The following is a 26,481-nucleotide window of genomic DNA, read 5'->3' on the forward strand; positions in this document are numbered from 1 at the left end:
GTGTCAAAGGACAAACAACAGAAGAAGGCTGTACATACAAAGAGCCGGGAAGCTCTATTTGATACAGCGGATTTGATTAAGCACGCGAAGGAACTGTTCGGCGTTAAGCCGGATATTCTTCAGGGGGCTTTATTTGGCGTGGATCAACCACGTATGACGAAATCAGAAGCCAACCAATTGATTCAAACATTTCTAACCAAGGAGGTCATGTCATCATGAATGGCGGAACATTTACAACAGGCAAAGAAAAAGAACGTGCAGGCATTTATTTTAACTTTAAAACGACGGCACAGGAGCGGGTATCACTCAGTGAACGGGGAACAGTCGCACTTCCGGTTGCATCAAGCTGGGGCGAAGCGAAAACGTTCGTCTCCATTTCCAGCGTGGAAGACCTAAACAAAAAAGTGGGCCTCAGCATTGATGACCCGTCTTTATTGCTGCTGCGTGAAGCGAAGAAAAATGCGAAAACGGTATTGATGTACCGTCTAACCGAAGGCGTCCGAGCGTCTGCTGATATTGCTGAAGGCGTTAAAGCGACTGCGGTATATGGCGGAACAAAAGGAAATGACATTATCATCCGCATCAATCAAAATGTGCTGGATGCTGATTCTTTCGATGTGACAACATATATGGACGAATCAGAGGTTGATAAACAGACTGTCAAAAAGGCTGAAGAATTAACAGCTAACGGCTATGTCACTTTTACCGGAACAGGCGATCTTTCTTCAACGATTCCTCTCACTGGATCAGAAGGAGACACTGCAGCTGAGACGCTGAATGCATCCGCGGGCATCCGTTTATCCGGCGGTACGGATAAAGCCCCTGTCAACTCCGACTATACAGATTTCTTAGCCGCGGCTGAAACGGAGAGCTTTGATGTGATTGCGCTGCCTGTTGCAGAAGGTGACCAGTTGAAGGCGACGTTTGCTGCTTTCATTAAACGCCTGCGCGACGGCCAAGGACAAAAAGTGCAAGGCGTCACAGCCAATTATGCCGGTGATTATGAAGGCATCATCAACGTAACAGAGGGTGTGCTGCTTGAAGATGGCACGGAAGTTACACCGGACAAAGCAACAGCTTGGGTAGCTGGGGCGAGTGCAGGAGCAACCTTTAACCAATCACTCACATTTGTAGAGTACGAAGGCGCCGTTGATGTGTTACACCGCCTTGACCACGATACGATTGTTGAACGTCTGGGCAAAGGTGAATTTTTATTCACATTCGACGCCCGCGATAAATCCGTCAGTGTAGAAAAGGATATTAACTCACTCGTGACGTTCACAGCTGAGAAAAACAAGAAATTTGCGAAAAACAAAATCGTTCGTGTCCTGGATGCTGTGAATAATGATTTAACACGCGAGCTGAAAGCCTTAATTAAATCAAGAAAAGGCAGCGGAAGCGATATCCCGGCATCTGAAGACGGACTGCAGTATGTAAAAACGATGATCACGCAATACATGACAACGCTTCAGGATGCGGGCGGCATCACTGGCTTTGATTCCGATGAAGATATCACAATTTCAATGAATGAAGATCGTGACGGCTTCTTGATTGACCTGGCTGTTCAGCCTGTCGACGCAGCAGAAAAATTCTACTTTAATGTGGAGGTAAACTAATATGGCATTAAAAGCACAAAACACAATCTCAGGAAAAGAAGGCCGCTTATTTCTCGATGGTGAGGAAATGGCGCACATCAAAACATTTGAAGCAAACGTTGAGAAAAACAAGTCTGAAGTCAACATTATGGGCCGCCGCATGACAGGCCATAAAACAACAGGGGCAAATGGAACAGGGACCGCGACGTTCTACAAAGTCACATCAAAATTCGTGCTATTGATGATGGACTATGTCAAAAAAGGCAGCGACCCTTATTTCACACTCCAAGCCGTGCTGGATGATCAATCCTCCGGCCGGGGCACAGAGCGAGTCACGCTGTACGACGTCAACTTTGACTCTGCCAAAATCGCAAGCCTTGATGTCGATTCAGAAGCGTTAGAGGAAGAAGTTCCATTTACATTCGAAGACTTCGACGTCCCTGAAAAGCTATCTGAAACGTTTTAATAAAAGCTGAATCAGCCCAAACGCAGACCTTTCTCAGAAAGGTCTGTTTTTTTACAAGATGAAACCAAACAATAGACAAGGGAGTTTTTTACATGAGCGAGAAGAACGAAAACGTATATGATCTTTCCTTTTTTATGCCGGGAAAAACAATTGAAGCTGAGGAAATCAAAGTGCCGATCTCAAAGCGTTTTGTTGATAAAAAAGGGAACATCGTGCCATTTATTTTTAAAGCGATCACAACGGAGCGTATTGATGAATTGGAGAAAGAAACAACAACGTATAAAAATGTCAAAGGCAGAGGCCGTGTTAAAGATTTAGACAGCCAGCGTTTTTATGCCCGAATCGCAGTTGAATCAACCGTTTATCCGGACTTCCGTTCAAAAGAGCTTCGAGAAGCTTACAAAACGGCCGACCCGGTAGAAGTTGCAAAACGCGTCCTATCAGTTGGAGGCGAGTATGCGAACTGGTTAAACAAAGCGATTGAGATTAATGGGTTTGAAGATGAATTAGAGGATCTAGAAGAAGAAGTAAAAAACTAATCAAGGATGGGCATAAAGAAGCCGTGTATCTCTACTATGCGATGCACGAGCTTCACTATTCCCCATCAGATTTATTAGCGCTCTACGAAGCGCCCAGAAACTACAAAGCGCTGTTGTATGGACTGATCGGCTATAAGCTCGATCTCCTTGAAAAACAAGCAAAGAAAGGAGGGGCATCGTAATTGGCAAAGCTGACAGCAAGATTTGACATGGAAGACCGGGTAAGCAAAAAGCTAAGAAAGATACAGAATGGGTTTAGAGCGCTTGAAAAATATAGAAAAATGGTGCACCGAAAAAGCGCTATTGATATACGAAAAGAAAGCAAAACTGTATTAAGGACAATTGATCACATACAAAAATCATTAAAGAAAAAGCTTGGCGCCCAAATGATCTCCATTTCAGCTGAGGATAAAGCCAGCAGTGTCATTCAACAGGTTAATGTTCAATTGCAGGGATTGCCGTCCTCTGTATCTATTAAAATAGATGCTAGTGACCAAGCAACCGAAAAGTTTGAACGATTAAGAGAGCTCGTTGCAGGTTTTAAAGGCTTTACGATTATGCTGAGTGCAGAAGATCAAGTGTTGCCGGCTGTGCAAAAAATACAGCGCTATATGGAAACTGCACTTAAAAATGGTTACTCTGTTACGATACGCGTGATTGATCACGTCATGAAAACAGTCGGTCGTATTTCTGCTGGTATTGATGCCTTAACAGGAAAAGACAACAGACTGGAGCTCGCTATTAATGACAAGGTGTCAAATAAGCTGGATTCATTGCAGAAAAGAATTGACAGCATGGGAAGCTCAGGTCTCTCCGAAAAAGGAGCGCCTTCAGCAGGAGGAAATACAGGAGATATTGCGAGCATGTTTGATCCAGAAACGATTTTGACAGCACTGGACAAATTTGCTGCATCATTCATGGAAAAAGTGGATGAAATCGCCACAAAATTCAGCCCGGAAACAATCTTAACAGAACTGGATAAATTTACAACATCGTTCATGAATAAGGTGGATGAGGTCGCCACAAAATTCAGCCCGGAAACAATTCTGGCACAGCTGGATAAGTTCACAACATCGTTCATGAGTAAGGTGGATGCAATTGCGACAAAGTTCAGTCCAGAAACAATTCTGGCACAGCTTGACAAGTTCACAACATCATTTATGAGTAAGGTGGATGCAATTGCGACAAAGTTCAGTCCAAAAACAATTCTGGCACAGCTTGACAAGTTCACAACATCATTTATGAGCAAGGTAGATGCAATTGCAACAAAGTTCAGTCCAGAAACGATTCTGGCACAGCTGGATAAATTCACAACATCATTTATGAGTAAGGTGGATGCAATTGCGACAAAGTTCAGTCCAGAAACAATTCTGGCACAGCTTGACAAGTTCACAACATCATTTATGAGTAAAGTGGATGCAATTGCAACAAAGTTCAGTCCAGAAACGATTCTGGCACAGCTGGATAAATTCACAACATCGTTTATGAGTAAAGTGGATGCAATTGCAAGTAAATTCAGTCCTGAAGCTATTTTTAAGCAGCTTGACAAGTTTACAGATTCCTTTATGAAAAAAGTGGATGATATCGCAAGTAAATTCAGTCCTGAAGCTATTTTTAAGCAGCTTGACAAGTTTACAGATTCCTTTATGAAAAAAGTGAATGATATCGCAAGTAAATTCAGTCCTGAAGCTATTTTTAAGCAGCTTGACAAGTTTGCAGATTCCTTTATGAAAAAAGTGGATGATATCGTAAGCAAATTCAGTCCTGAAGCTATTTTTAAGCAGCTTGATAAGTTTACAGATTCCTTCATGAAAAAAGTAGATGATATCGTAAGCAAATTCAGCCCGGAAACCATTTTTAACGAGCTTGACAAGTTTACAGATTCCTTTATGAAAAAAGTGGACGATGTCGTAAGTAAATTCAGCCCGGAAACCATTTTTAACGAGCTTGATAAGTTTACAGATTCCTTTATGAAAAAAGTAGATGATGTCGTAAGTAAATTCAGTCCAGACGCCATTATCACTAAAGCAGAAGACTTTGTAACAAATATTGTTGACAAAATTTCAGAGAAATTTAATTTCCTGAACCCGGATAAAATCGCTAATAAAGCAGAAAAATTTGTTGATAACATTGTTTCAAAAATCGCCAAGAAATTCGAGAAATTCAGCCCTGACAAAATCATTGAAAAAGTGGGAGAGTTTTTTGAAAAGATTATAAAAGGCATTGCTGAAAAACTGGGGAATCTGGATTTTGGAGGACTGCTTGGCGGCAAATCCAGCGGAAGCAAAGGCAAACAAAAAGTTTCAAAAACCAATACAAAGAACTCAACGTCTAACAATTCAAACCGCACTAAAAAACCTTCTATGAACCAAAAATCTTCAGGTTCTAAATCGAAAAAGTCAGGCGGCAAATGGGGCGGGGCTTGCGGCTGCTGCTGTGCTGGAATCAGTACAGGCAAAAGCAAAAAAGTCAAAAATAGAAACGGTTCATCAACAAAAGGGGATAAAACAAATCCTGTGAATACACCTAAATCTGCTAAAGGAGCATCAGGCAAAGGTTTTTCAGGCCTTCTGAAAACATTGGGTGAATCAAAAGGCTTAAAAGGCGGACTGAAGGGCTTAAAAGGAGCCGCAAAAGGAATACCGGGATTAGGCGAAATGCTGTCCCTTACTGACTTAGCCGGTATCAATAAGGATAATGCTGGTGAAAAGGTAGGCTCAGCTGGCGGAGGTTTAGCCGGTGCAGCTGCCGGAGCGGCTATAGGAAGCGTTGTGCCAGGAGTCGGGACAGCTATTGGCGGTGTTGTAGGAGGCATTGCCGGTACTTTCGGCGGTGAAAGTTTAGGTAAGGCAATTGATGCCGGCGCTCTAGAAGATACATGGAACAGCATTACAGAGGGTGCGCAAAATGCCTGGTCAGCCATTCAGGATACTTGGGGAACTGTATCCACATGGTTTATGGATAATGTCTGGACGCCAGTGTCAACTGCAGTTGTGGGTGTAGCAACAAGCATATGGTCCAACATCGTGAATGCTTGGACAACGATCCAAACGATTTTCAGTACTGTATCAACATGGTTTATGGACAATGTCTGGACGCCGGTTTCATCAGCAGTTGTGGGTGTAGCAACAGCAATATGGTCTAAAATCGTAAATGCATGGACGACAATTAAAAATGTGTTCAGTACAGTTGCTTCATGGTTTATGAGTAATGTGTGGGGGCCAGTCAAATCTGCTGTAATAGGAGCGGCAACTACAATCTGGGATAAAATGACCGGTGCTTGGAATAAGATTAAGAGTGTTTTCAGTACGGTATCGGGATGGTTTATGGATACAGTTTGGAACCCGGTTAAAAATACAGTCTTAGATGTAGGCAAGGGAATTTCTGATGCTTTCAAAAAAGCGATAGACACCGTTAAGAACATTTGGAAAGGTCTGAGCGGCTGGTTTAAAAAGAATATTCAAGAACCTCTTACAAAGGTTGGAGAAGCGATTTCAGATGCTTTTTCTAAAGCGTTCGGCTGGGTGAAGAAAATCTGGGATAAAGCTGGCGGCGTAGCTAGTAAAGTGATTAATTTTGTAACCGGCGGCGGAGATCCGAATAAAGGTAAGGATCCGGATAAAAATGCCACAGGCGGCTACATCACCAAACCAACCATCTCTTGGATCGGTGAAGCCGGCAAGGAATTCGTTATCCCAGTTGATAACAACCGAGGCCGGGGGAAGATGCTTCTTTCACAAGCAGCGTCTAAGCTGGGTATGCAAGTTGTAGACGACATGGGCGCCGCTTCGTCTTCCGGTGGAAGTCCGGTATCTGCTTCAGGAGGAGCAGCTGCCAGTCCGTTATCAGGATCTGCTTCTCCAGCAATGGACACTGCAAATCTTACAGGCCAAGCGTCCACACTCGGACAGCAATTTTCAGAAGGCTTTGGTAAAGGCATCAGCAACCAACCTGTCAAAATGGAAGACTGGAAAAAGAAAAACATCAATACGCCATTTACACAAATGATTTCTGCTTCACCAAATTACGGTAAGCAAATGGTAAGCGGGTATGCCAAGGGCCAAAACGGTACAGCAACCGGCACAGACGGCTTTTTGCAATCAAAAGTTAAAACGCCGTACCAAGCCACTGTGAACAAAGCGTCTTCATGGGGCACAGGAACGGTCAAAGGCTTTGCACAAGGACAAAACTCAACCCAAACAGGGACAGCACAGTATGTGAGTACACATGTTGACAAACCGTTCCTGCGGTCAAAAGACACATCGAACAGCTGGGGCTCCGGTTTGATCGGAAATTTTGTGACAGGCATGAATGCTAAATCCAATGAAGTGAAGCAAGCTGCAAAGGATATGGCGAAGAGAGTGGAGCAGGCTTTCCGTGAGGAGCTAGATATCCATTCACCTTCCCGTGTCATGATGAGCTTGGGGCGTTTTGCTTCAATTGGTGTTGTCAAAGGCCTTGGCTCAGTAGATGTAAAGAAATATGCTGAAAAACAAGCCGGATCACTGGCGGCTGCCTATTCCGGAATGGGAGCCATGGGCGGGAACGTAAAACAATGGATTATGGCTGCTCTCATGGCCACCAAGACACCGATGAGCTGGCTTCCGGGACTATTGACGATTGCGCAGCATGAATCCGGAGGCAATCCGAATGCAATCAACCTGTGGGACAGCAACGCAAAAGCTGGGCATCCGTCACAAGGGCTGATGCAGACAATCCCAAGCACCTTTAATGACCATAAAGCACCGGGTATGGGTAACATTAAAAACCCGATTCATAACGCAGCTGCTGCGATCGGCTACATTAAAAGCAGATATGGATCAATCAACAATGTGCCGGGTATTAAAAGCTTGAATCATGGCGGACCGTATGTCAGGTACGCAAACGGCGGGCTGATTACGAAAGAACAAATTGCACGTGTCGGAGAAGGAAACAAGCGGGAATGGATCATTCCGGAGGAGCGAGGCATTCGCGGCCGCTACCTCCTTCAGAGAGCTGCGCAAGCTCTGGGAATGGAAGTGACAGATCCGTCTCAATCTCAGCAATCTGAGCTTTCTTCAGGACAGGTTTCAGCTGTTACATCCGGTACACGGCAATCGATACAAACAGCCGGAACGAAAGAAATAAAAATTGAGTTTAACGGCGATCAGCATTTCCATAATGGGCAAGATGCTGACGGCCTGGTAGCGAAAATCAAGCAGGCATTGCTTGATGAATTACAAAGAGACATTCACATCGGAACAAAGGGGGTCGTGGCTTTTGACTAAGTCTGTCTATGAATTTTGGATATCCCAGGGGAAGGAAAAGCTGCGATTCCCTGTTCTTCCTGAAGCGATTGACATTGCGAATAGTGTACAAAATGACTCAGTAAAGATAACAGGATTGGGTGAACTAACGTTTATTGACGAACCCGGAGCAAAAGAAATTTCATTTTCTTCTTTTTTTCCAAAAAAATATACGCCAATAGCTGAATATCAAAATCTCCCGTCTCCGGAAAATGCCATTGCGAAAATTGAAAAATGGATGAAGGCGAAAAAGTCTGTCCAATTTTTAATTACGGGTACAAAAATCAATATGACATGCAGTATTGAAAGCCTTAAATACAGTGAAGGAGACAATGAAATAGGAGATCGCGATTTTGATATTGTACTAAAAGAATACAAAACCGCTTCCCCGCGGAAAATCAAGCAGAAGAAAAAAACAAAGGCAAAACGTCCGTCGAAGGCTGCGCCGAAGACGTACACAGTGAAAAAGGGAGACACGCTATGGGACATAGCAGGCAGGTTTTACGGGAACAGCACCCAATGGCGCAAAATTTGGAACGCCAATAAAACAGCAATGATCAAACGAAGCAAACGGAACATCAGGCAGCCGGGCCACTGGATATTTCCCGGCCAAAAGTTAAAGATACCGCAATGAAACAGGTGATGTATGATGATAGAACTGTTCGTGATTAAAGACACAGAGTGGCTTGAGCTGGTTGCAGAAAGCGTATCGCTTGAAGGCCATCGTTATCAGGCGCCGCGCTCTATTGAGGCGACCATCGTCACCAAGCAGGGCGACCAGACGTATTACAGTGTCTCAGAAGGAGATACGGTCTTGTTTAAATGGAAGGGAAAAGAGCTTTTTCGGGGCATTGTTTTTGCAAGAACCCCGGACGAGCATACGCTTGCCTTCAGCGCATATGACATGCTTCAGTACCTGGTCAAAAACCAGGATATGTACGTGTTTTCCAATCAGCGGGCCGACCAGATCATCAGAAGGATTGCCAATGATTTTCAGATACCGACAGCCTCGATCGCGAACACAGGCCATACGATCAAAAGTCTTGTCATTAAAAATGATACAACATTGTATGACATCATATTAAAAGCGCTGAAACAGACGAAAAGCCAGACAGGGAGACATTACCAGCTGTATTCGGAAAAAGGAAAGCTCGGCCTGCGCGCGTGGCCAGATCCGTCAGAGGTATGGGTGCTTGAAACGGGCGTCAATATTACGGGCTACCAATACAGCACTTCTATAAACGACACTGCTACTCGGGTGGTGCTTCGCCGGCAGAAGGACAATAAGACATATAAAGCCTCTGCCAAGGACAGTTCAGGCTTAAATAAATACGGTGTGCTTCAATATACAGAAACGGTTACAGATGACATCAACCAGGCACAGCTTCAGCAGCGGGCAGATGTACGCCTAGCTGAAAAAAAGGGCGTGAAAAAAGAACTGAAAAATATTCAGGCAGTGGGCATCCCGGAAGTGCAGAGCGGCTTGCCCGTCTATATTTCTATTCCGGAGGCCGGCATCAAGAAAACCTATTGGGTAGATACGGACCGGCATGAATTTAAAGGAACGAAACATACGATGACGATCGATGTTGTCGAAAAGAATACGATGCCAGAAGGAGTATCCTGATGAGATTAAGTGAGGCTATAAAACATTTGGCTGTTGGCGCAGTTGATGCTGAGTCTCCGGTGGAACTGCTCCCGGCTGAAGTTGTTTCGGTTTCTCCTGTGGAAATCAAATTAAAAGAAAACAGCAAACTGATCATACCGGAAGACGCCATCATTATCCCAAAACGAATGCAGTCCGGAGGAGACGATGCACTCGAGCTGGGGGATCGCGTCATGACCGCGGCTCTGACTGGCGGTCAATCGTTTTTTATTTTAGACAAAGTATAGACAAACCGCTTCGATCGAAGGGGTTTTTATTTAGCTTGTAAAAAGGAGTGGGCATCATGGCCCTGACACCAGAAGTGGAGTTTGAGGATTTTGAAGATGAGAGTGAAGTCATTGAAACCTCGCAAACGTACAAAATAGATTTTGAAAACGGAAGAATTACGAATGAGCTGATTACCGGGCTTGAAGCGATCAGGCAGTTCGTGTATATCGCCTTACAGACAGAACGCTATGCGTATTCCATATACAGCCATAATGTCGGAAACGAGCTTCAGGACGTACTGACAGATCATGAGACGACTGATGCCTATAAAAAGATGGAGATCCCGAGACTGATAGAAGAGGCGCTGGTTTATGATGACCGGATATCGGCTGTAACAGATTTTGAGATTGAAAAACAAGGCGACGCGTTTCATGTGTCCTTTGTGGTGGAGACGGATGAAGGGACGCTTGAAGTTGAGGAGGTGATTGGCGAAGATGTTTGAAGATCAGACCTTTGAAAATATTATGGAGCGTATGCTGAACAGCATTTCCGCAGATATTGACACAAGAGAAGGCAGCGTCATTTATAATGCGTTAGCCCCGGCGGCGGCCGAGCTTGCGAAGTCTTATATATGGCTGGATACTGTGCTTGAGCTAGTCTTCTCTGATACCGCTCAAGGCGAATTTTTAGACAGGCGTGCAGCGGAAGCGGGAATTGAACGGACAGCCGCGACAAAGGCGGTCAGAGCGGGAGAGTTTACATCTGGAGTTACCATTCCTGTCGGCTCCCGCTTTTACGTGGATAATCTTTATTTTCAATATACGGCAGACGGGACGCTCATCTGTGAAACACCTGGTGAAGCGGGAAATGCTAATCTGACCGGACGCAATTTATTATCATTGGATACCATTCCCGGTTTAGAAACGGCCATTGTCAAAGAAATCCTGATTCCGGGACGCGAGGAAGAAGGAGATGACAGCTTGCGGGAACGGTATTTTACAAGGGTTCGGCGTGAGGCCGTCAGTGCCAATAAAATGCATTATAAGGAGTGGGCTGAAGAAGTGGACGGTGTGGGAAAGGCAAAGATCTTCCCGCTTTGGAACGGTGACGGCACGGTCAAAATTGTCGTCACGAATGCGAATCTTGAGCCTGCTTCTCCTATTTTAATTCAAAAAGTGAAAGATTATATTGATCCTGAACCAGGACAGGGGGAGGGACAGGCGCCAATCGGAGCCGTTGTCACAGTGGAAAGCGCGGTCTGGAAGGAAGTTGAGATTTCTGCTGAAGTGCTGCCTGAGATCAATCACTCAATTGATGAAGTGAAGTCGGAAATTGAGGAAGGCGTTTTAAATCTCTTTAAGAAAATGGCGTTTGAAGACAACGTCATCCGTCTTTCTCAAATTAACAATATCGTCTATAATTCACCGTCAGTCAGTGACTACTCCAATATTCAAATTAACGGCACGTCTGAAAATCTGGTGCTGAGCGACGTGGAAATTCCTAAGCTTAGGCAGGTGAAGATTATTGAGCAAACAAGATGACATGAGAGCTTATCTGCCGCCGTTTCTCACCAGTCTTAAAGAAATGGCTGAGCTGCTGAAAGCGGAAGCGCCTGAGTTTGATAAACAGAATAGCAGCATATTTGATCTGACGGATCAGCTATTCGTGCCGACGGCGACTTGGGGGCTCAGCCGCTGGGAAAAGATTTTAAATGTGCCCCGGGAATCAGGTGACACCGATGAGATCAGACGATTGCGGCTAATTTCCAAAATGTCAAACATCCCGCCAATCACATACAGGGCCATTGAGCAGGCGGTGAACCGTTTCTTAAAAAACCCGTCTGCACAGGTCCGTCTGCTTCCCGGTGAATACCGCTTTAACGTCGATATCAATGTTGATGACCTTCAGCACATGAATGAGCTGATCGAAGCGATAGAAAACATGAAGCCCGCTCATTTGGCGTATACGCTCAGAGGCGGATTGAACGAGACGCTGCAAATCAAAGATACAGTCATCCTGAATCACCGCAGATACCGAACAGCCAGTGAGCTCAAGGTCGGTTATTCTGTCACTCTTAACAACAATGAGGTGGTTTTAACTTGATTTCAACCATATACAGAGAACGCACAGCGGCTGATCTAAAAAGCAGAATCGATCACGTGCTGCTCAACGGCCAAAAAACAGAAATAGTAGAGCTCGCCATTGACGGTGCGACAGTCACCGTTCTGACAAAACGTGAGGAAGACATCAAGCATATTGAAACGGTACAAATTTTTGACGAGCTGGGCAACGTCATTACAGAGAGAAAGACTGACCTGGACGTCAGCGAAAACAGAACACTTGATTTCAGATTTACTTTTGAGGTGGTGTAAACATGGCATACGAAGAAAAAACAGACTGGCTTCCGGACGACCCGATCAACGAAGATGACGTCAACCGCTGGGAAAAAGGAATAAAAGACGCCCACACCGACCTGGCCGCTCACAAAAACGACATGAACAACCCCCACAACACAACAAAGGCGCAAATCGGGCTGGGGAACGTGGACAATGTGCAGCAGGCGGCTAAGAAGGATTTTGAGAAGCATGAGCAAGATCAGGTGCGGCATGTTACAGAGGAAGAGCGAGAGAAATGGAATGGGGGGCAATTATCAAAGATTACGAAAGATGATGGCCAACCTATGTTCAATATCGCGAGTGATTTCCATACGGAACTGATGAACTATCCTACATTGACTTATTTTTCTTATACTGGTTCGCCTCGAAATTCACCAGGCGGCTCAGGGAGAGGATTTTGGACTTGCTGTGACAATAAGTTATATGGTCATGTAATTGTGGTGACAAATGATAATAAAACTTTTCGTAAAACTCTCTTAAACGGTATCTGGTCAAATTGGGTTGAATTGGAGACGACAGAGGGCGCTCAAACAAAAGTGAACGCTCATGCAGACATTTCAGACATACATGTCACACAAGCAGAAAAAGACAAGTGGAATAACAGCCAGCTTTTTAAAATTACTGCAGACAACGGTCAAGGAAAACTATACTTAAGCGAAACAGATGATTTTCATAAAATTGTTCCACAGAACACTGGATTGGTTCATTTTGCTTCTGCACCAAATACACTAAACGGTCCCGGCACTTCAGTCAGGGGCTTATGGACAATTAATGCGACTGGAAATTACGGGCAAATTATCGCTTTTGACAATACAAATAAAACGTATCGAAAGACGATCTCAGGAGGAATCTGGTCAGATTGGGTTGAATTAGAGACAACAGCTGGAGCAGAGGCAAAGGTATCTAATCATGCTAAGGACTCAGCAATACACATTACATCTGTTGAGAGAAGTAAATGGAATGGAGCTCAGCTTACTAAAATAACAAGTGATATAGGAGGGGTGTCCATTGCAGCAAACGAAGGAGAGGACATTCTTCAAAAAATAATTGATCAAGGTAGAGGTATGGGCACATTTTATGCACATGGAAAAGCTGTAAACGCTCCATCCCCATTTTCAATAAGAGGAGTATTTCATTTGACTAGCCAATCAACTGAGGGGAAAGGTATGTTTGGTTGGGTCTTAGCTACCGATTACAGAAACAACGTTTTTACGAATTATTATGATGGAAGTACTGTTGCATGGCAAGGATGGAACAAGGTTGAAACTGAAACCAGCGCTCAGGCTAAAGCAGATAAAGTCTTATCTGATGCTAAAAACTATGTTGATACAAATTATACAAATCAAAAATTAACTGTTTTAACAGGATCTAATGTAATCCAAGATGCGAGAACAAGCGGAAATGATTATCCAGCTGGGATCACTTTCATGGACATAGGAGCTAACAACACTACAGGATACCCGCTTACCTATGGAATTGTAAAAAATGAAAAACACAGTAATTATAGATTTTCTCAATACTTTTATGGAACTGGAAATGAATCTAGCTCCTATTTTACTAACACAGGTTCTTGGATCCGCCATTGGTGGGCAGATTCAGGCTGGACGGCATGGCAGAAAATTTCTGGATTTGCTCACGCAAATATAGGAACCACAGGCATACAGTATTTGGATAAAGCAGCCCACACAAAAATTCAATTTAACCGCAAAAGAATAGATAGTCACAATGCTTTTGACATAAAAAATAGTAGATTCGTTGCTCCTAATGATGGAATGTTTTTGGTAGGAGTTGGACTGTATATGATAAATACACCGGCTTACATCAATTTTCATCTGAAACTCTATCTAAATGGATCACTGTATAAACCAATTGACCATAAGAGAGGGGACTTTGTTGATAAGCAAAATGAAATGTACCTTGGATTAAATGGTAATGTAACCGTTCCAATGAACAAAGGTGACTATATAGAGATCTATTGTTATTGCAATTATAGCGGTGATGATAGAAGAGGTGTATCCGATTATAACGAGGCATACAATTTTTTAGACATTCAAGAACTAGGAGGACTTAACTATCCTATAATATAAGGGAGGAAAAACGATGATCGCAGAAACAATCATGTATAAATATCCCAGTGCAGATCCAACAAAAGATTTTATCGTTCAAAATGACGGGAATGGATCTTATATAGCTGAGTGGAACCTGCGTGCCCCCATCCCAACCCAAAAAGAACTCGAATCCTGGTGGGAAGAGCTGCAAAAAAATCCGCCGTATGAGCCGCCTGATCAGGTAGAGCTTCTCGCTCAGGAGTTGTCGCAGGAAAAGCTGGCACGTAAGCAGCTTGAAGAGCTGAACAAAACGTTGGGAAGCGAGCTGGCAGGTATAAAGCTTTCACTACTTTCTTTGAAAGGAGATAACTCTGAATGAATTATTGGGTGCTTGCCCTCTATTATGAGTGGGCGACAACGGATATGGTGAAACAGGCCTTAGCATATGAAGACTGTTCAATTGAGGATCTCGCAGAGGGTGTGAACAAAAAGTTGATCACAGCTGACCAGTATAAAGAAATTATCGGTAAAGCCATGTAAAGGCTTTTTTATTTTGCCTGTTTTAGATCAAAGGAGGATGAAGATGGTGAAGTATCAATATGAGTTTCCTCTCGACAAGACTGGAAAAGCCGGAGCTGTAAAGCCCTATCGAGGAGGAAAAAATGATTTTGTGACACCTGTTTCGAATTTGTCGGGTGTAGCGGAGATTTTAACAAATGCTTCCTTAAAGGCGACTGAGGCATACAGTCAGCTCGGGCAGGACAGGCTTGGTGCAGTTCTGATTTCGAAAGTGAAAGGCTGGGCGTATGCAGATCGTGAAGGTACGCTCTTTATAGAAGAAAGTGACAATAACAATGTTTGGACAACGACAGTAGCAGTTGATGTCGCAGCAGGTGTCCTGACAGCGACGGACTGGGTATATCTTTCTAAACGCTATTACCGTTTCCGCTATGTGAACGGGAATCTTCAGCAATCTGAGTTTGTATTATACCAATCAGTCGGTGCGGGTGAGATGGATGTGCGTGTCAGTGGAAAAACGCCTTTGCATATTGACTTTGCGGAGAATCAAACACACGATGGACGGCTGAAAGTCGAGGCTCGCAAAACATTTGACTTTGTCTTTCATGAAAATGCAGAGTCCGCCGGTGAGGGGGCTGCTTTACCTGTGGACGGTACCGCGCATTTACTGGTTGAAGTCTATGGCACAGCAGAAATGAGCGAAGTCAAATTTTGGGGCAAATCGGTGTCAGGACAGAAACTGCCGATCAGAGGCGTGAAAACTGATGATGCTACCACTGCCTCCAATACATTAGGAAAAGCTGAGGCGTGGGCCTTTGATATTAAAGGGTTTAAGGAGATCATCATGGAGATCGTCAGTATCACCGGCGGTACTCTTTCGGTAAAAGGAACCGCTGTTTCATAACAGTTTTGGCTCTCGGAAGGGAGGTGATCTGCATGTGAAGGAGGAGTGAGTAATGCAGCAAGAGGCAGATGTGAATGTGTTTCAGCAGGATTTAGCAGACATGAAAGGCGAGCACAAAGCACTTGAGCAGAGGGTTTCCGCATTAGAACGCGTGTCTGACCGTCAAGACCAGCAAATCATGACGCTGAACGAAAAATTAAACAAAATTGAAGAAAACACAACGTGGATTAAACGCACCATCACAGGTGCCATCATTACAGCAGTGTCTACAGGCATCATTGGCGGAGCCATCGCCATTATGTACAGCCTGCTGCAGCATTAAAGGGGGATTTTCATGAAGACGTTTGACAAAGGCACGGTCATCAGGACGGTGCTTCTTTTAATTGCTTTAATCAACCAGACCATGTTGATGCTCGGCAAATCACCATTGGACATTCAGGAGGAGCAGGTCAATCAGCTCGCTGACGCTCTTTATTCAGCCGGTTCCATTGCCTTTACAATTGGAACGACACTTGCCGCTTGGTTCAAAAACAACTATGTAACAGAAAAAGGGAAAAAGCAGCGCGACTTGTTAAGAGACAATAATCTAACGAAATAAGGAGAGATGAAAATGGTTAACATTATCCAAGACTTTATTCCGGTCGGTGCAAATAACCGTCCAGGCTACGCAATGACGCCGCTTTACATTACGGTGCACAATACAGCGAATACTGCAGTAGGAGCGGATGCTGCCGCTCATGCCCGCTATTTGAAAAATCCTGATACGACGACAAGCTGGCATTTTACAGTTGATGATACAGAAATTTATCAGCATCTGCCTTTGAATGAAAACGGCTGGCATGCGGGAGACGGAAATGGCAGCGGCAACCGGGCCTCTATCGGAATTGAAATTTGCGAAAATGCTGATGGAGATTTTGCAAAAGCAACAGCAAATGCCCAATGGCTCATCAAAACATTAATGGCTGAACATAATATCAGTCTTGCCAATGTCGTCCCTCATAAGTATTGGTCAGGGAAGGAATGTCCGCGAAAATTGTTAGGTACGTGGGATTCGTTCAAAGCAGGAATTGGGGGAGGCGGCAGCCAAACTTACGTCGTGAAACAAGGTGACACACTCACATCGATAGCGAGAGCATTCGGTGTTACGGTTGCTCAGCTGCAAGAGTGGAATAATATCGAAGACCCGAATCTTATTAAGGTTGGTCAAGTATTAATTGTAAGTGCTCCATCGTCAGCTGAAGAACCAGAGCTCTATCCGCTCCCTGATGGTATCATTCAATTGACAACACCTTATACCTCAGGAGAACACGTCTTTCAGGTGCAACGAGCACTTGCGGCTCTGTATTTTTACCCTGATAAAGGCGCTGTTAACAACGGAATTGACGGCATTTACGGCCCGAAAACAGCTGACGCAGTCGCGCGTTTTCAGTCGGTTAACGGTCTGACTGCTGACGGTATTTACGGGCCTGCGACGAAAGCCAAGATCGCAGCGCAATTAAGCTGATTACAGACCATAAAAATCCCGGAGCTGTTCCGGGATTTATTTTTTCTTCTTCAACTTTTTTAAAATACCCGCACTGCGCTCCCTCACCCGAAGCGAGTACCCGGAAAGCCCAAACTTACCGTAATCAACAAACTTCACACGCCTCACCAATTTTTTCACTGTATCACCTGACATTATCCTCTGTTTGTATTTATTATATGTAACCCTTTAAGAAAAGGAATAAGGACAAGAGCTGTTTTCCCTTGTCCTTTTAGTGTGATCATGCTTTTTTTCGTTTATACTCGTCAATCAGCCGTTCATTTTCTTTGAAGATTCTTGCTGTGTGCGGACTGACTTGATAGCTTGCGACACTGGTGGTTGAACGTTTTTTCAGGATTTTAAACGGTTTGGCCGCTCTGGGCTCGCATCCGTTTTGAAACGCACGTTCCATTATCCTTCACCTTCCTCCTCAATTGGCAGCACCAAATCATATATGCTCGTTAATGACGTAAATAGCAAATAATCAAATTCCGTGACAATGCTGTCAGACGTCAGCTTGATGACATAGTTCTTTGTCTCGATGGTAAAAGGGATGAGAACCATTTTTCCGTATTGGTCGTAATAAACATCCTTTCGATCGAGCCGTGTTTGTACATCTGCCGGATCATCCATATGCTCGGTTAACCGGTCTTTATCAGCCTGTTTCGAATATTGGCAAAGAGAAGCCGTTAAGTTCATTTTATCAGCATAGGTTTTCAGCAGCTTATCAATGCCTTCAGCATAAGCATCTATACTTCCATAATAAACATGGATCGGTTCGTTTTTCAATAGGTATTGGTATGTTTTCAGCCGATTGAGATACATGTGGAGCATTTCGTTGTTTTCTTCAAGAATTTCTCTTGTGTCTGTTTCAAGCTCGCTGCCAGCCAGTTTTTTGACGTATGCACTTAAGAAAATGAAAGCATCAATCAAAGCAAAGCTGACTGCGACAATGAGATACCGTTCCCAGTGGGTAAATAGGGAGGTGGGCTCATATGTCCAGTATACCATAGCGCCCAAAACAAACAGCAAATACCATGTTTTCCGGATGGCGGACATTTTTTCTTTGACCTTCGCTTCGAAACGCCACGTGGCATACACGTATAACCCCAGTCCAGCCACAATGCACCAGACCATGATCTGAAAGAATAAAACCATACTCGAATCCCTCACATCTGAAATAGGTTCTGCTTATTGTATTCGAGAGATCCGGATGGTTTTCCTCTTCCATCAAAAAAACCGCTCCTTTGACAGAAGCGGTGTGACATTAAAAAATCATATTTAAAATAAAGTAGGCGATGGCACCAAGTGTCGCTGAAATCGGAAGCGTAATGACCCATGTAATGAGCATTCGCTTGGCCGTACCCCAGTTTACGCCTTTTACCCGGTGTGACGCACCGACGCCAAGAATTGATGAAGAAATGACGTGGGTTGTACTGACCGGCAAATGAATAAATGTAGCGCCGAAAATAATGGCTGCCCCGGTTAAGTCAGCGGAAACCCCGTTTACCGGGCGAATTTTCATAATCTTTCCGCCAACGGTTTTGATGATTTTCCAGCCGCCGATTGATGTTCCAAGACCCATGGCTGTCGCGCAGGCGAATTGCACCCAGGTAGGAATATCGTTAGAAGAAGTATGTAAATTCGCTGTGATGAGAGCCATTGTGATAATTCCCATTGCTTTTTGCGCATCGTTTGTTCCGTGCGTATACGATTGCAGGGCAGCTGTTACAATCTGCACTCTGCGGAACTGCTTGTTTGTTTTCGCCAAATTGCTGTCTTTGAAAATCAGCTTGACGATACTGTATAAAATAAAACCAAGGACAAAAGCGATAATCGGTGAAAAGATCAATGCTTCAATGATTTTAATAAAGCCTTTATAATTTAACGCAGTAAATCCGGCTGCCGCAACGGCTGCACCGGCAATAGCTCCGATGATGGCATGGGATGAGCTGCTTGGGATGCCGTAGTACCAAGTGATAAGGTTCCAGGCAATCGCAGCCACTAGCGCGGCCAGAATCACGACAGAGCCATTTTCCAGTGTATAAGGATCTACAATGTCTTTCGTAATGGTTTTGGCAACACCTGTAAATGTCATTGCTCCGATAAAATTCATCACAGCCGCCATGATAATGGCATGGCGCGGTTTCAGCGCTTTTGTTGATACCGAAGTCGCAATAGCGTTCGCCGTATCATGAAACCCATTGATGAAATCAAACGCCAGAGCACAAATGACTATTAGTATTGTTAATATGAATAGAATATCCATTTTTACCCCTCGTTACGCGTTTTTCATAATGATGGTTTCAAGATTATTGGCAACACTTTGGCAAGAGTCGGCAATTTCTTCAAGCGTTTCATAAATTTCACGATATTGAATAACTTTAATCGGATCTGTTTCATTTCCGAAAAGATTCTTTAATGATTTTCTGTGCAGGTTGTCACAGCTGTGCTCATACTCTTTAATTTTGATAGCGTGAGGCTGAATATCCTTTAATCGGTTTTCTGCCAGCAGTTCAATTGTAATTAAAATTTCTTTCGCACATTCTCTGATGTATCCGCTGAATTTATCGATATGCTCGTCAGATGAGGTAATTGAGAAAATCTCCATCATGGCAGAGAAATGTTCGATTCCGTCAAGCACATCATCCAGGCTGTTTGTCAGCTGAAGGATATCTTCGCGTTCAATAGGAGTGATGAACGCTTTGTTAAGCTCTTTAATCATGACATGAACATGATTGTCACCTTTTGTTTCATATTCCTTTAACGTATCTGCGAATTCTTTAAGCGTCGTTTGGTTTGTGACCTTAAAGTTCACAAAATATTCGGCAGTTTCGTCTATGTTCTTTGCAATTTCTGTTAAAAGGAGTGAGAACTTATCTTTTTTTCTTCTTATCATTAAAAACCCTCCATAGTTTGAATGAGACAATGCACACATCAAATTATTATATAGCCTTTTGTCGAAAAAAAACAGGTAAAGTCGAAAAAAACACGGCTTGACTTTTTCTGCAAATCATGTCCCCTTATTTTGACCTACTTCGATTCAAAAAAACGACCCAAGTTTGCAAAATCTTTCTGCTTAACGTAAAAAGTATATCAAAAGTTGTGTTTTTCCTGTCAACTTTTATCTTCTGTTTCACCAAAAAACGGTTCCCTAAACAAGGGAACCGTTTTATCAGCTTGCTTTTCGTTTTTTCATCCAGTAATAAACAGGCAGTCCGGCAAGGCCGATGAGGATGGATAATCCGCAGCTCATTGTATCTGTAATGAGTGTGCTGCCTAACACAAAGAAGGAGCCTGCGATGGCCAAAATCGGCATGAATGGATAAAGCGGAACACTGTAGGCGCGCTTTTCTCCCTTTGTTCGCTTACGGAGAATAAACACCGCAAAAAAGGCCATCACATAAAAAATATAGATCATGAAAATCGAGATTTCAGAGAGCTTATCAGGGTTGCTGATCAGCATCATAATCAAAGCCACAGCAATCTGGAAGGAAATCGCGATCCATGGTGTGCGGAATGTCGGGTGTACATGTGAAAGCTTATCAGCAAATGGAAGCTGTTTGCGTTCCGCCATTGCAAATGAAACACGCGGGAAAGAAAGTACTTTTCCATTTAAACACCCAAAGATGCTGACGATAATTCCGACACTGATCAGCTTTCCGCCAATTGAACCGAACAGCATGGTGGCAGCAGTGCTTGTCGCATTTTCACCAAGTGTGACAATTTCGTTCGCAGACAGGATGTGAAGCAATGCAAAGTTAATAAAAATATAGATGGCTGTTACGATTAATAATCCGCCCGTCATTGCGCGTGGCAGCAGCTTTTCGGGATTTTTCATTTCTCCGCCGAGAGCGGCCAGAAGAATCCATCCGTCGTACGCAAATAGTGTAGCCAAAATGGCCGCTCCGAAGTTCATATCGGAAATACTTTCGTTTACTGCTGTGAAGATGTGCTGATCACCTTTCCAAAGGCCAAAGATGATGATGCATGCAATCGGAATCAGTTTACCGATCGTTGTCAGCGTTTGGACAAAGCCGCCGTATTTTGTACCGATTATATTAATGACGCATAAAAAGAGAACTGCTATAATTCCGATTACTTTTGACAATCCAGATCCCCAGCCGAAAAGATTCGCCATTAAAGAGCCAAAATATAAACCCAGCGCGCCAATAATCGCCGGACCGTAAATGATAATCTGCACCCAGCCGCACAAAAATCCCCAAAATTCGCCATACACTTCTTCAAGGTACGTATAAAGCCCGCCGGTTTTTGGAATCTGCGTTCCGATTTCTGCGATTGTCAAACCGCCCGCCAACGTTAAAATCCCGCCTAACAGCCATGCGAAAAGCGCGGTTTTTGAATCACCTGAATAAGCAAGCACAGCGCCGGGCTTCATAAAAACACCAGAACCGATAATGGTTCCGATGACAAGAGTAAGGGCAAACAAGAGGCCTATCTCTTTTTTCAAACCGTTGTCTTCAGTATGCATGTCCTTAACCTCCTATGATGTTGAAGCTTCATGATGAAGAATCTATTTTTTCATATTGTAAACCCTATTTTAGAAAAACGAAATAAAATAAATTTTCTGATTTTCGATATTTGCTTTTTGTACAGCTAAAAAACTGTGGGAACGTCTCTTTTAATAATCTATAAACGAATGAATCACATTATTTCTTTTTATAAAGTTCGTGTTTTATGCAGAAGAATTTTAGGCGGATCGAAGGAGAGGGAGAATTCAGAATATGAACGAACCTTCGGTGAAGCTGATATGTTGACTTTCCCTTGCGAATAAAATACCTTGTTATTAGAACAATAAATAGATAACTATGATATAATATCTCGAAATCGAGATAAAATGACCTGGAGGGACAGCAAATGAAAGTCAACGGCATTCACCATGTATCGGCATTAACGGCCGACGCACAAAAAAACTTGGATTTCTATAAGAAAGTATTAGGATTAAAGCTCGTCAAAAAATCCGTCAACCAGGATGAACCGACAATGTACCATCTGTTCTACGGAGATGAAGTGGCAAATCCGGGAACTGAGCTGACGTTTTTCGAGATTCCCCGCATTGCCCCATTTCATGCGGGAACAAACAGTATTTCTTCTATTGGATTGCGCGTCCCAAGTACAGAAGCCCTGTATTACTGGAAAGAACGTTTTGAAGAGCACGAAGTGGCGCACAGCGGCATCTCAAAAAGAGCCGGACGTGACATATTGGCATTCCAAGATCATGAAGGGCAGCGACTTGTGCTGACTGCTGATGAGAAAGGAAAAGGATATGGCCTGCCTGTTAAACAGAGCGGCCTTCCGGAAGAATTTTCGTTTCGCGGGTTAGGGCCGGTTGAACTGACTGTGCCATATGCTGAACCAACCTTACACGTACTGACGAATATTCTTGGATTTACAGAAATCAGCCGTGAACCAGTTGAAGGACAAGGAACCGCTGTTATTTTGGAATCAGGAGAAGGCGGTGCGGCAACGGAAATCCATTTAATAGAAAGAAACGATCTTCCGCGCGAGCGCCAAGGCAAAGGAAGTGTTCACCACGTCGCATTTCGGGTAAGAGATGAAGAAGAACTTGCCGGGTGGCATCAGATCATCAGCCGGGAAGGCTTTAGCAATTCTGGCATTGTTGAGCGCTACTATTTCAAGGCGCTGTATTTCAGAGAACCGAACGGCATTTTGTTCGAGTTATCAACAGACGGACCGGGCTTTATGGTAGATGAAAATCTTGATGAGCTTGGCCAAACGATTGCTCTTCCGCCGTATCTTGAGCATCGAAGAGCTGAAATTGAAGCGAAATTGAAACCAATCAAATAAATTGTGATTCATTTGCCTTCCGGCGCCGCCGGAGGGCTTTTTTATTTTGGTAAAACAGCATCGCCGCCCATTGGGAAGGAAATAGCAGATTACGGTTGGGAGAAATGGCTTGAAACCAGCTGTATATAGGATGATTGGCGTGAAATGGCCTCGGCAAAAATATTGTCTTTGTTTATTAATAGTTTATTCATATTTGCTTGCTACACTATTTCGAAGTTAGACAAAAAGGAGTGAAAAATAAGTGGAAAAGAAAAAACGCGAGCTGGATATCGTCCTCATCCTCATTTTGCTCGTATCTGCATTCTTAAATATCTATAACATTTGGAAGGACGACACGGTGAATCCATATTACACCGCGGCAGTTACAAGTATGATGCAAAGCTTTCATAATTTCTTTTATGCTTCGTTCGATGCTGCCGGCTTTATAACAGTGGATAAACCGCCTGTTACATACCAAATCCAAACAATCAGCGCACTAATATTCGGTATGCACGGGTGGAGCGTCATCCTGCCTCAGGCATTGGCAGGCGTAGGTTCAGTCTTTCTTATGTACTTGCTGATAAAGCCGACATTCGGAAAAACGGCGGCGCGCATTGCCTCATTTGTTATGGCGTGTACACCGATTGCTGTAGCTGTAGCGCGTACAAACAATGTTGATGCATTACTGGTATTTTTCTTATTGATGGCTACATGGCTTCTCTTTAAAGCGATCAGAAAAGGAAAGCTGATCTGGCTGTTAGCGGCGTTTTTCGTTGTTGGAGTAGGTTTCAATACAAAAATGCTGCAGGCCTACATGATTTTACCGGCCTTCCTATTGTTCTATTTGATTGCGGCAAACGCCACGATGAAGAAAAAAATCATTTCGCTGGTAAGTGCGTTAGCCGTGTTAGCAGCCGTTTCATTATCGTGGCCGCTCATTGTCGACAATATCCCTGCAAGCAAGCGGCCTTATATCGGAAGCAGCCAAACCAACTCTGTGTTGGAATTAGCTTTTGGCTATAACGGAATCCAGCGGCTGACAGGCCAAAATTCCGGCAACGGCCAGGGTGCGCCAAACAAAGACGCTTCAAAAGAAATGTCTTCTTCTGGTAACACTCAAGCACCGCCTAATCAGTCATCAAGTGATGATAAATCCTCAAATGGCAATATGACGGCACCTCCATCCAATGGCCAAATGCCAAGCGGCGGAGATGGCGGCCAAGGGGGACCTGGCGGAGACGGAGGGAAAGGCGGTACAGGAACCGGCTCAAAAATGCAATCAGGTTCAGGAATGTTTGGAACGGGAACACCTGGTCCACTCAGGCTTTTCCAACAAGAGTTATCTGATCAAATCAGCTGGCTTCTGCCATTTGTGATATTTGGAATCGCAGGCTTACTGATCGCTGGCGCGAGAGAAAGAAGATTATCTGCAGAGCAGAAGGAAACGGTGTTCTGGGTTGCGTGGCTTGTACCGATTGCCGGATTCTTCAGTGTCGCAGAATTTTTCCATCATTATTATCTCATCATGCTGGCACCGCCGATTGCGGCATTTGTCGGTGCAGGGTGGGTTGCCCTTGTTCATCTGTATCGCAATCAGACAGGCTGGAAATCATGGCTTCTGCCGGGAGCAATTATTGCGACAACTGGATTTGAATTGTTTATTCTCAGAAACTACAACGATCAAATCGGTGCAGGCTGGAGCATCGGTGTAGGTGTTATCGGCGTGTTGTCAGCTGCTTTGCTGCTGTTCAAACAGCGCCAAAAACCGATCAGTTATTATATTTCGCTTGCAGCTCTTCTCGCATTGCTGGTGATGCCGATGTATTGGGCAAGCACACCGCTATTGTACGGTGGCAACAGTTCACAGCCTGAGACAGGCCCTCAGCTCGCAACAATGAGCGGAAAAGGCATGGGAATGTCTGATGCGGCTGTAAATGAAAAACTGATCAAATATTTAGAGGAGAATAACTCCGGAGCTGAATACCTATTCGCCACAACCGATTCGAACACAGCGGCGCCATATATGATTAAAACGAAAAAAGCTGTCATGGCTATTGGCGGATTCAGCGGTTCTGACCCGGCTATCACGCTGACTCAATTCAAAAAGCTTGTAAAAGAAGGAAAAGTGAAATACTTCTTGGCATCTGGAAGAGGAAGAGGCGGAAACAATGACATTGTTGAATGGGTTGAGAAAAATGGAAAAGAAGTATCATCAGATCAATGGCAATCAAGTTCTGATCAACAAACAGAAGATACTGATTCAGCTGATACATCAAGCAACAGCAAGGCTTCAGGCGAAAACGGCAAAATGGGCGGCGGACCTGGCGGAATGAATCAGTCAGCAACATTATACGAACTGCATGCTGATGAATAGGAGGAAAAAACATGAGCAGACATATTCAATATTCAATTGTTGTACCTGTGTATAACGAAGAGCTTGTCATTCATGAAACCTACCAGCGCTTAAAAGAGGTCATGGATCAAACGAAGGAAAACTACGAGCTGCTTTTCGTCAATGATGGCAGCAAAGATCGCAGTATTGAGATTTTAAGAGAGTACAGCCTGATCGATCCGAGAGTGAAGATTATAGACTTTTCAAGGAATTTTGGGCACCAGATCGCCATTACAGCGGGTATGGATTATGCACAGGGGAATGCCATCGCCGTCATTGACGCCGATTTGCAGGACCCTCCTGAACTGATTTTAGACATGATTGAAAAGTGGAAGGAAGGCTATGAGGTTGTATACGCCGTGCGGACAAAACGAAAAGGGGAAACCTTTTTCAAAAAACAGACTGCAGCTATGTTTTACCGGCTTCTCAGCAGTATGACAGATATTGAAATTCCGCTTGATACGGGGGATTTTCGCCTGATGGACAGAAAAGTCTGTGATGAAATGAAGAGATTAAAAGAAAAAAATCCATTTGTAAGAGGGCTTGTCAGCTGGTTGGGCTTTAAACAGACAGCGGTCGAGTATGTACGTGATGAAAGGCTCGCCGGAGAAACAAAGTACCCGCTCAAGAAAATGCTGAAGCTGTCAATGGACGGCATCACGACATTTTCACATAAACCGCTGAAGCTGGCAAGCTATGTCGGGGTCTTAATGTCAGGCGCAGGATTTCTGTATATGTTTATCGTACTGTATTTGAAGCTGTTCACCGACAGCACGATTACCGGCTGGTCATCTCTTATCGTCATCCAGCTCCTGTTCAGCGGCATTGTGCTTCTGATACTGGGCATGATTGGTGAATACATCGGCAGAATCTATGATGAAGCCAAAGACAGGCCGCTTTACATCGTACAGAAATCGTACGGAATTGAAAATAAAAGACTCTATAGAGACCAGCACATGTCATAACCTCAAAACCTCTGTCTTAACGGACAGGGGTTTTTACGTTCTGTCGATCAAAGTGAAAAATGCGAATAGATATATGGAATAAAAGAAGGCAGTAGAGATTGCGGGCTTGCACTGCGGTTCACTCACGCTGAAAGAAAAACGGCAAAGCCTAACAGTTTTCGTCTTAGGC

The 26,481-nt window shown here is 44.0% G+C and carries 28 protein-coding genes and 2 pseudogenes; 24 read left to right on the forward strand and 6 right to left on the reverse strand.

What is annotated here, in order from left to right:
• The 20 genes and pseudogenes from BLL41_RS02000 (at window position 1) to BLL41_RS02095 (ending at window position 17,129) form a co-directional block, all read left to right on the forward strand.
• Window positions 1-219 carry a YqzN/YkzM domain-containing protein gene (locus BLL41_RS02000; protein WP_003232679.1) on the forward strand — a complete coding sequence of 73 codons (219 nt, stop codon included), beginning with the start codon at window positions 1-3 and terminating at the stop codon, window positions 217-219.
• Entirely contained in the window at window positions 216-1,616 is a 1,401-nt protein-coding gene (locus BLL41_RS02005) for a phage tail sheath family protein (RefSeq protein ID WP_021479470.1), read from the forward strand. The genes BLL41_RS02000 and BLL41_RS02005 overlap by 4 nt, the downstream gene beginning before the upstream one ends.
• A gap of 1 nt (window position 1,617) precedes the next feature.
• Window positions 1,618-2,061, forward strand: coding sequence for a phage tail tube protein (locus BLL41_RS02010; protein ID WP_071576613.1), 444 nt, complete (start codon window positions 1,618-1,620; stop codon window positions 2,059-2,061).
• Window positions 2,062-2,153: 92 nt separating this feature from the next.
• Window positions 2,154-2,600: a phage tail assembly chaperone gene (locus BLL41_RS02015; RefSeq protein ID WP_063335092.1), complete on the forward strand. Its 447-nt coding sequence runs from the start codon at window positions 2,154-2,156 to the stop codon at window positions 2,598-2,600.
• Window positions 2,601-2,641: 41 nt separating this feature from the next.
• Window positions 2,642-2,782, forward strand: coding sequence for a hypothetical protein (locus BLL41_RS02020; protein WP_014479557.1), 141 nt, complete (start codon window positions 2,642-2,644; stop codon window positions 2,780-2,782).
• A gap of 2,445 nt (window positions 2,783-5,227) precedes the next feature.
• Window positions 5,228-7,867: pseudogene (locus BLL41_RS02025) on the forward strand (transglycosylase SLT domain-containing protein); the annotation flags it as partial.
• Entirely contained in the window at window positions 7,860-8,519 is a 660-nt protein-coding gene (locus tag BLL41_RS02030; protein WP_071576615.1) for a LysM peptidoglycan-binding domain-containing protein, read from the forward strand. The pseudogene BLL41_RS02025 and the gene BLL41_RS02030, both read left to right, overlap by 8 nt.
• A gap of 15 nt (window positions 8,520-8,534) precedes the next feature.
• A complete protein-coding gene (locus BLL41_RS02035) occupies window positions 8,535-9,512 on the forward strand; it encodes an XkdQ/YqbQ family protein (protein WP_040083366.1) in 978 nt (325 codons plus the stop codon).
• On the forward strand, window positions 9,512-9,778 hold the full coding sequence (locus BLL41_RS02040) for a DUF2577 family protein (protein ID WP_071576616.1): 267 nt from the start codon (window positions 9,512-9,514) through the stop codon (window positions 9,776-9,778). The genes BLL41_RS02035 and BLL41_RS02040 overlap by 1 nt, the downstream gene beginning before the upstream one ends.
• Window positions 9,779-9,834: 56 nt before the next feature.
• The gene (locus tag BLL41_RS02045) at window positions 9,835-10,260 is read left to right on the forward strand and encodes a DUF2634 domain-containing protein (protein WP_071576617.1); all 426 of its coding nucleotides are present in this window, start codon (window positions 9,835-9,837) and stop codon (window positions 10,258-10,260) included.
• Window positions 10,253-11,299: a baseplate J/gp47 family protein gene (locus BLL41_RS02050; protein ID WP_071576618.1), complete on the forward strand. Its 1,047-nt coding sequence runs from the start codon at window positions 10,253-10,255 to the stop codon at window positions 11,297-11,299. The genes BLL41_RS02045 and BLL41_RS02050 overlap by 8 nt, the downstream gene beginning before the upstream one ends.
• Window positions 11,283-11,861, forward strand: coding sequence for a YmfQ family protein (locus tag BLL41_RS02055; protein WP_071576619.1), 579 nt, complete (start codon window positions 11,283-11,285; stop codon window positions 11,859-11,861). The genes BLL41_RS02050 and BLL41_RS02055 overlap by 17 nt, the downstream gene beginning before the upstream one ends.
• On the forward strand, window positions 11,858-12,130 hold the full coding sequence (locus BLL41_RS02060) for a hypothetical protein (RefSeq protein ID WP_003232665.1): 273 nt from the start codon (window positions 11,858-11,860) through the stop codon (window positions 12,128-12,130). Before BLL41_RS02055 ends, BLL41_RS02060 begins: the two co-directional genes overlap by 4 nt.
• A 2-nt stretch (window positions 12,131-12,132) precedes the next feature.
• Complete coding sequence (locus BLL41_RS23265; RefSeq protein WP_071576620.1) at window positions 12,133-14,241, forward strand: terminase; 2,109 nt, start codon at window positions 12,133-12,135, stop codon at window positions 14,239-14,241.
• 13 nt (window positions 14,242-14,254) lie between these two features.
• A complete protein-coding gene (locus BLL41_RS02070) occupies window positions 14,255-14,581 on the forward strand; it encodes an XkdW family protein (protein ID WP_071576621.1) in 327 nt (108 codons plus the stop codon).
• Window positions 14,578-14,742 carry an XkdX family protein gene (locus BLL41_RS02075; protein ID WP_071576622.1) on the forward strand — a complete coding sequence of 55 codons (165 nt, stop codon included), beginning with the start codon at window positions 14,578-14,580 and terminating at the stop codon, window positions 14,740-14,742. The genes BLL41_RS02070 and BLL41_RS02075 overlap by 4 nt, the downstream gene beginning before the upstream one ends.
• A gap of 43 nt (window positions 14,743-14,785) precedes the next feature.
• Window positions 14,786-15,625, forward strand: coding sequence for a phage-like element PBSX protein XepA (gene xepA, locus BLL41_RS02080; protein WP_071576623.1), 840 nt, complete (start codon window positions 14,786-14,788; stop codon window positions 15,623-15,625).
• A 52-nt stretch (window positions 15,626-15,677) separates the two neighbouring features.
• Complete coding sequence (locus BLL41_RS02085) at window positions 15,678-15,947, forward strand: hemolysin XhlA family protein (RefSeq protein ID WP_003232655.1); 270 nt, start codon at window positions 15,678-15,680, stop codon at window positions 15,945-15,947.
• Window positions 15,948-15,959: 12 nt separating this feature from the next.
• On the forward strand, window positions 15,960-16,223 hold the full coding sequence (locus BLL41_RS02090; protein ID WP_071576624.1) for a phage holin: 264 nt from the start codon (window positions 15,960-15,962) through the stop codon (window positions 16,221-16,223).
• Between the two features lie 12 nt (window positions 16,224-16,235).
• Window positions 16,236-17,129 (forward strand): N-acetylmuramoyl-L-alanine amidase, encoded by an 894-nt coding sequence (locus tag BLL41_RS02095; RefSeq protein ID WP_071576625.1) that lies wholly within the window; start codon window positions 16,236-16,238, stop codon window positions 17,127-17,129.
• A 36-nt stretch (window positions 17,130-17,165) separates the two neighbouring features.
• Here the strand turns inward: BLL41_RS02095 and spoIISC are convergent, their stop codons facing one another.
• The 6 genes from spoIISC to steT form a co-directional block, all read right to left on the reverse strand.
• Window positions 17,166-17,303: a three component toxin-antitoxin-antitoxin system antitoxin SpoIISC gene (spoIISC, locus tag BLL41_RS22485; protein ID WP_136654612.1), complete on the reverse strand. Its 138-nt coding sequence runs from the start codon at window positions 17,301-17,303 to the stop codon at window positions 17,166-17,168.
• 85 nt (window positions 17,304-17,388) lie between these two features.
• The gene (gene spoIISB / locus BLL41_RS02100) at window positions 17,389-17,559 is read right to left on the reverse strand and encodes a three component toxin-antitoxin-antitoxin system antitoxin SpoIISB (protein ID WP_003239095.1); all 171 of its coding nucleotides are present in this window, start codon (window positions 17,557-17,559) and stop codon (window positions 17,389-17,391) included.
• Complete coding sequence (spoIISA, locus tag BLL41_RS02105) at window positions 17,559-18,305, reverse strand: toxin-antitoxin-antitoxin system toxin SpoIISA (RefSeq protein ID WP_071576626.1); 747 nt, start codon at window positions 18,303-18,305, stop codon at window positions 17,559-17,561. The genes spoIISB and spoIISA overlap by 1 nt, the downstream gene beginning before the upstream one ends.
• A 109-nt stretch (window positions 18,306-18,414) precedes the next feature.
• Window positions 18,415-19,416: an inorganic phosphate transporter gene (locus tag BLL41_RS02110; protein WP_014663667.1), complete on the reverse strand. Its 1,002-nt coding sequence runs from the start codon at window positions 19,414-19,416 to the stop codon at window positions 18,415-18,417.
• Between the two features lie 12 nt (window positions 19,417-19,428).
• Window positions 19,429-20,046, reverse strand: a complete 618-nt coding sequence (locus tag BLL41_RS02115; RefSeq protein WP_003218470.1) for a DUF47 domain-containing protein — start codon at window positions 20,044-20,046, stop codon at window positions 19,429-19,431.
• 276 nt (window positions 20,047-20,322) lie between these two features.
• Complete coding sequence (gene steT / locus BLL41_RS02120; RefSeq protein ID WP_071576627.1) at window positions 20,323-21,639, reverse strand: serine/threonine exchanger; 1,317 nt, start codon at window positions 21,637-21,639, stop codon at window positions 20,323-20,325.
• Window positions 21,640-22,025: 386 nt separating this feature from the next.
• On the opposite strand from steT, the gene BLL41_RS02125 reads away from it, so the two are divergent.
• From BLL41_RS02125 to BLL41_RS02135, 4 genes and pseudogenes are all read left to right on the forward strand, one after another.
• Window positions 22,026-22,976 carry a ring-cleaving dioxygenase gene (locus BLL41_RS02125; protein ID WP_071576628.1) on the forward strand — a complete coding sequence of 317 codons (951 nt, stop codon included), beginning with the start codon at window positions 22,026-22,028 and terminating at the stop codon, window positions 22,974-22,976.
• An 88-nt stretch (window positions 22,977-23,064) separates the two neighbouring features.
• Window positions 23,065-23,210 (forward strand): annotated as a pseudogene (locus BLL41_RS22490) (hypothetical protein).
• A gap of 7 nt (window positions 23,211-23,217) precedes the next feature.
• Complete coding sequence (locus tag BLL41_RS02130) at window positions 23,218-25,329, forward strand: glycosyltransferase family 39 protein (protein WP_071576629.1); 2,112 nt, start codon at window positions 23,218-23,220, stop codon at window positions 25,327-25,329.
• A gap of 11 nt (window positions 25,330-25,340) precedes the next feature.
• Complete coding sequence (locus BLL41_RS02135; protein WP_071576630.1) at window positions 25,341-26,312, forward strand: glycosyltransferase family 2 protein; 972 nt, start codon at window positions 25,341-25,343, stop codon at window positions 26,310-26,312.
• Window positions 26,313-26,481 lie beyond the last annotated feature (169 nt).

Source organism: Bacillus sp. FMQ74, assembly GCF_001875785.1.
Classification (GTDB): Bacteria; Bacillota; Bacilli; order Bacillales; family Bacillaceae; genus Bacillus; species Bacillus stercoris.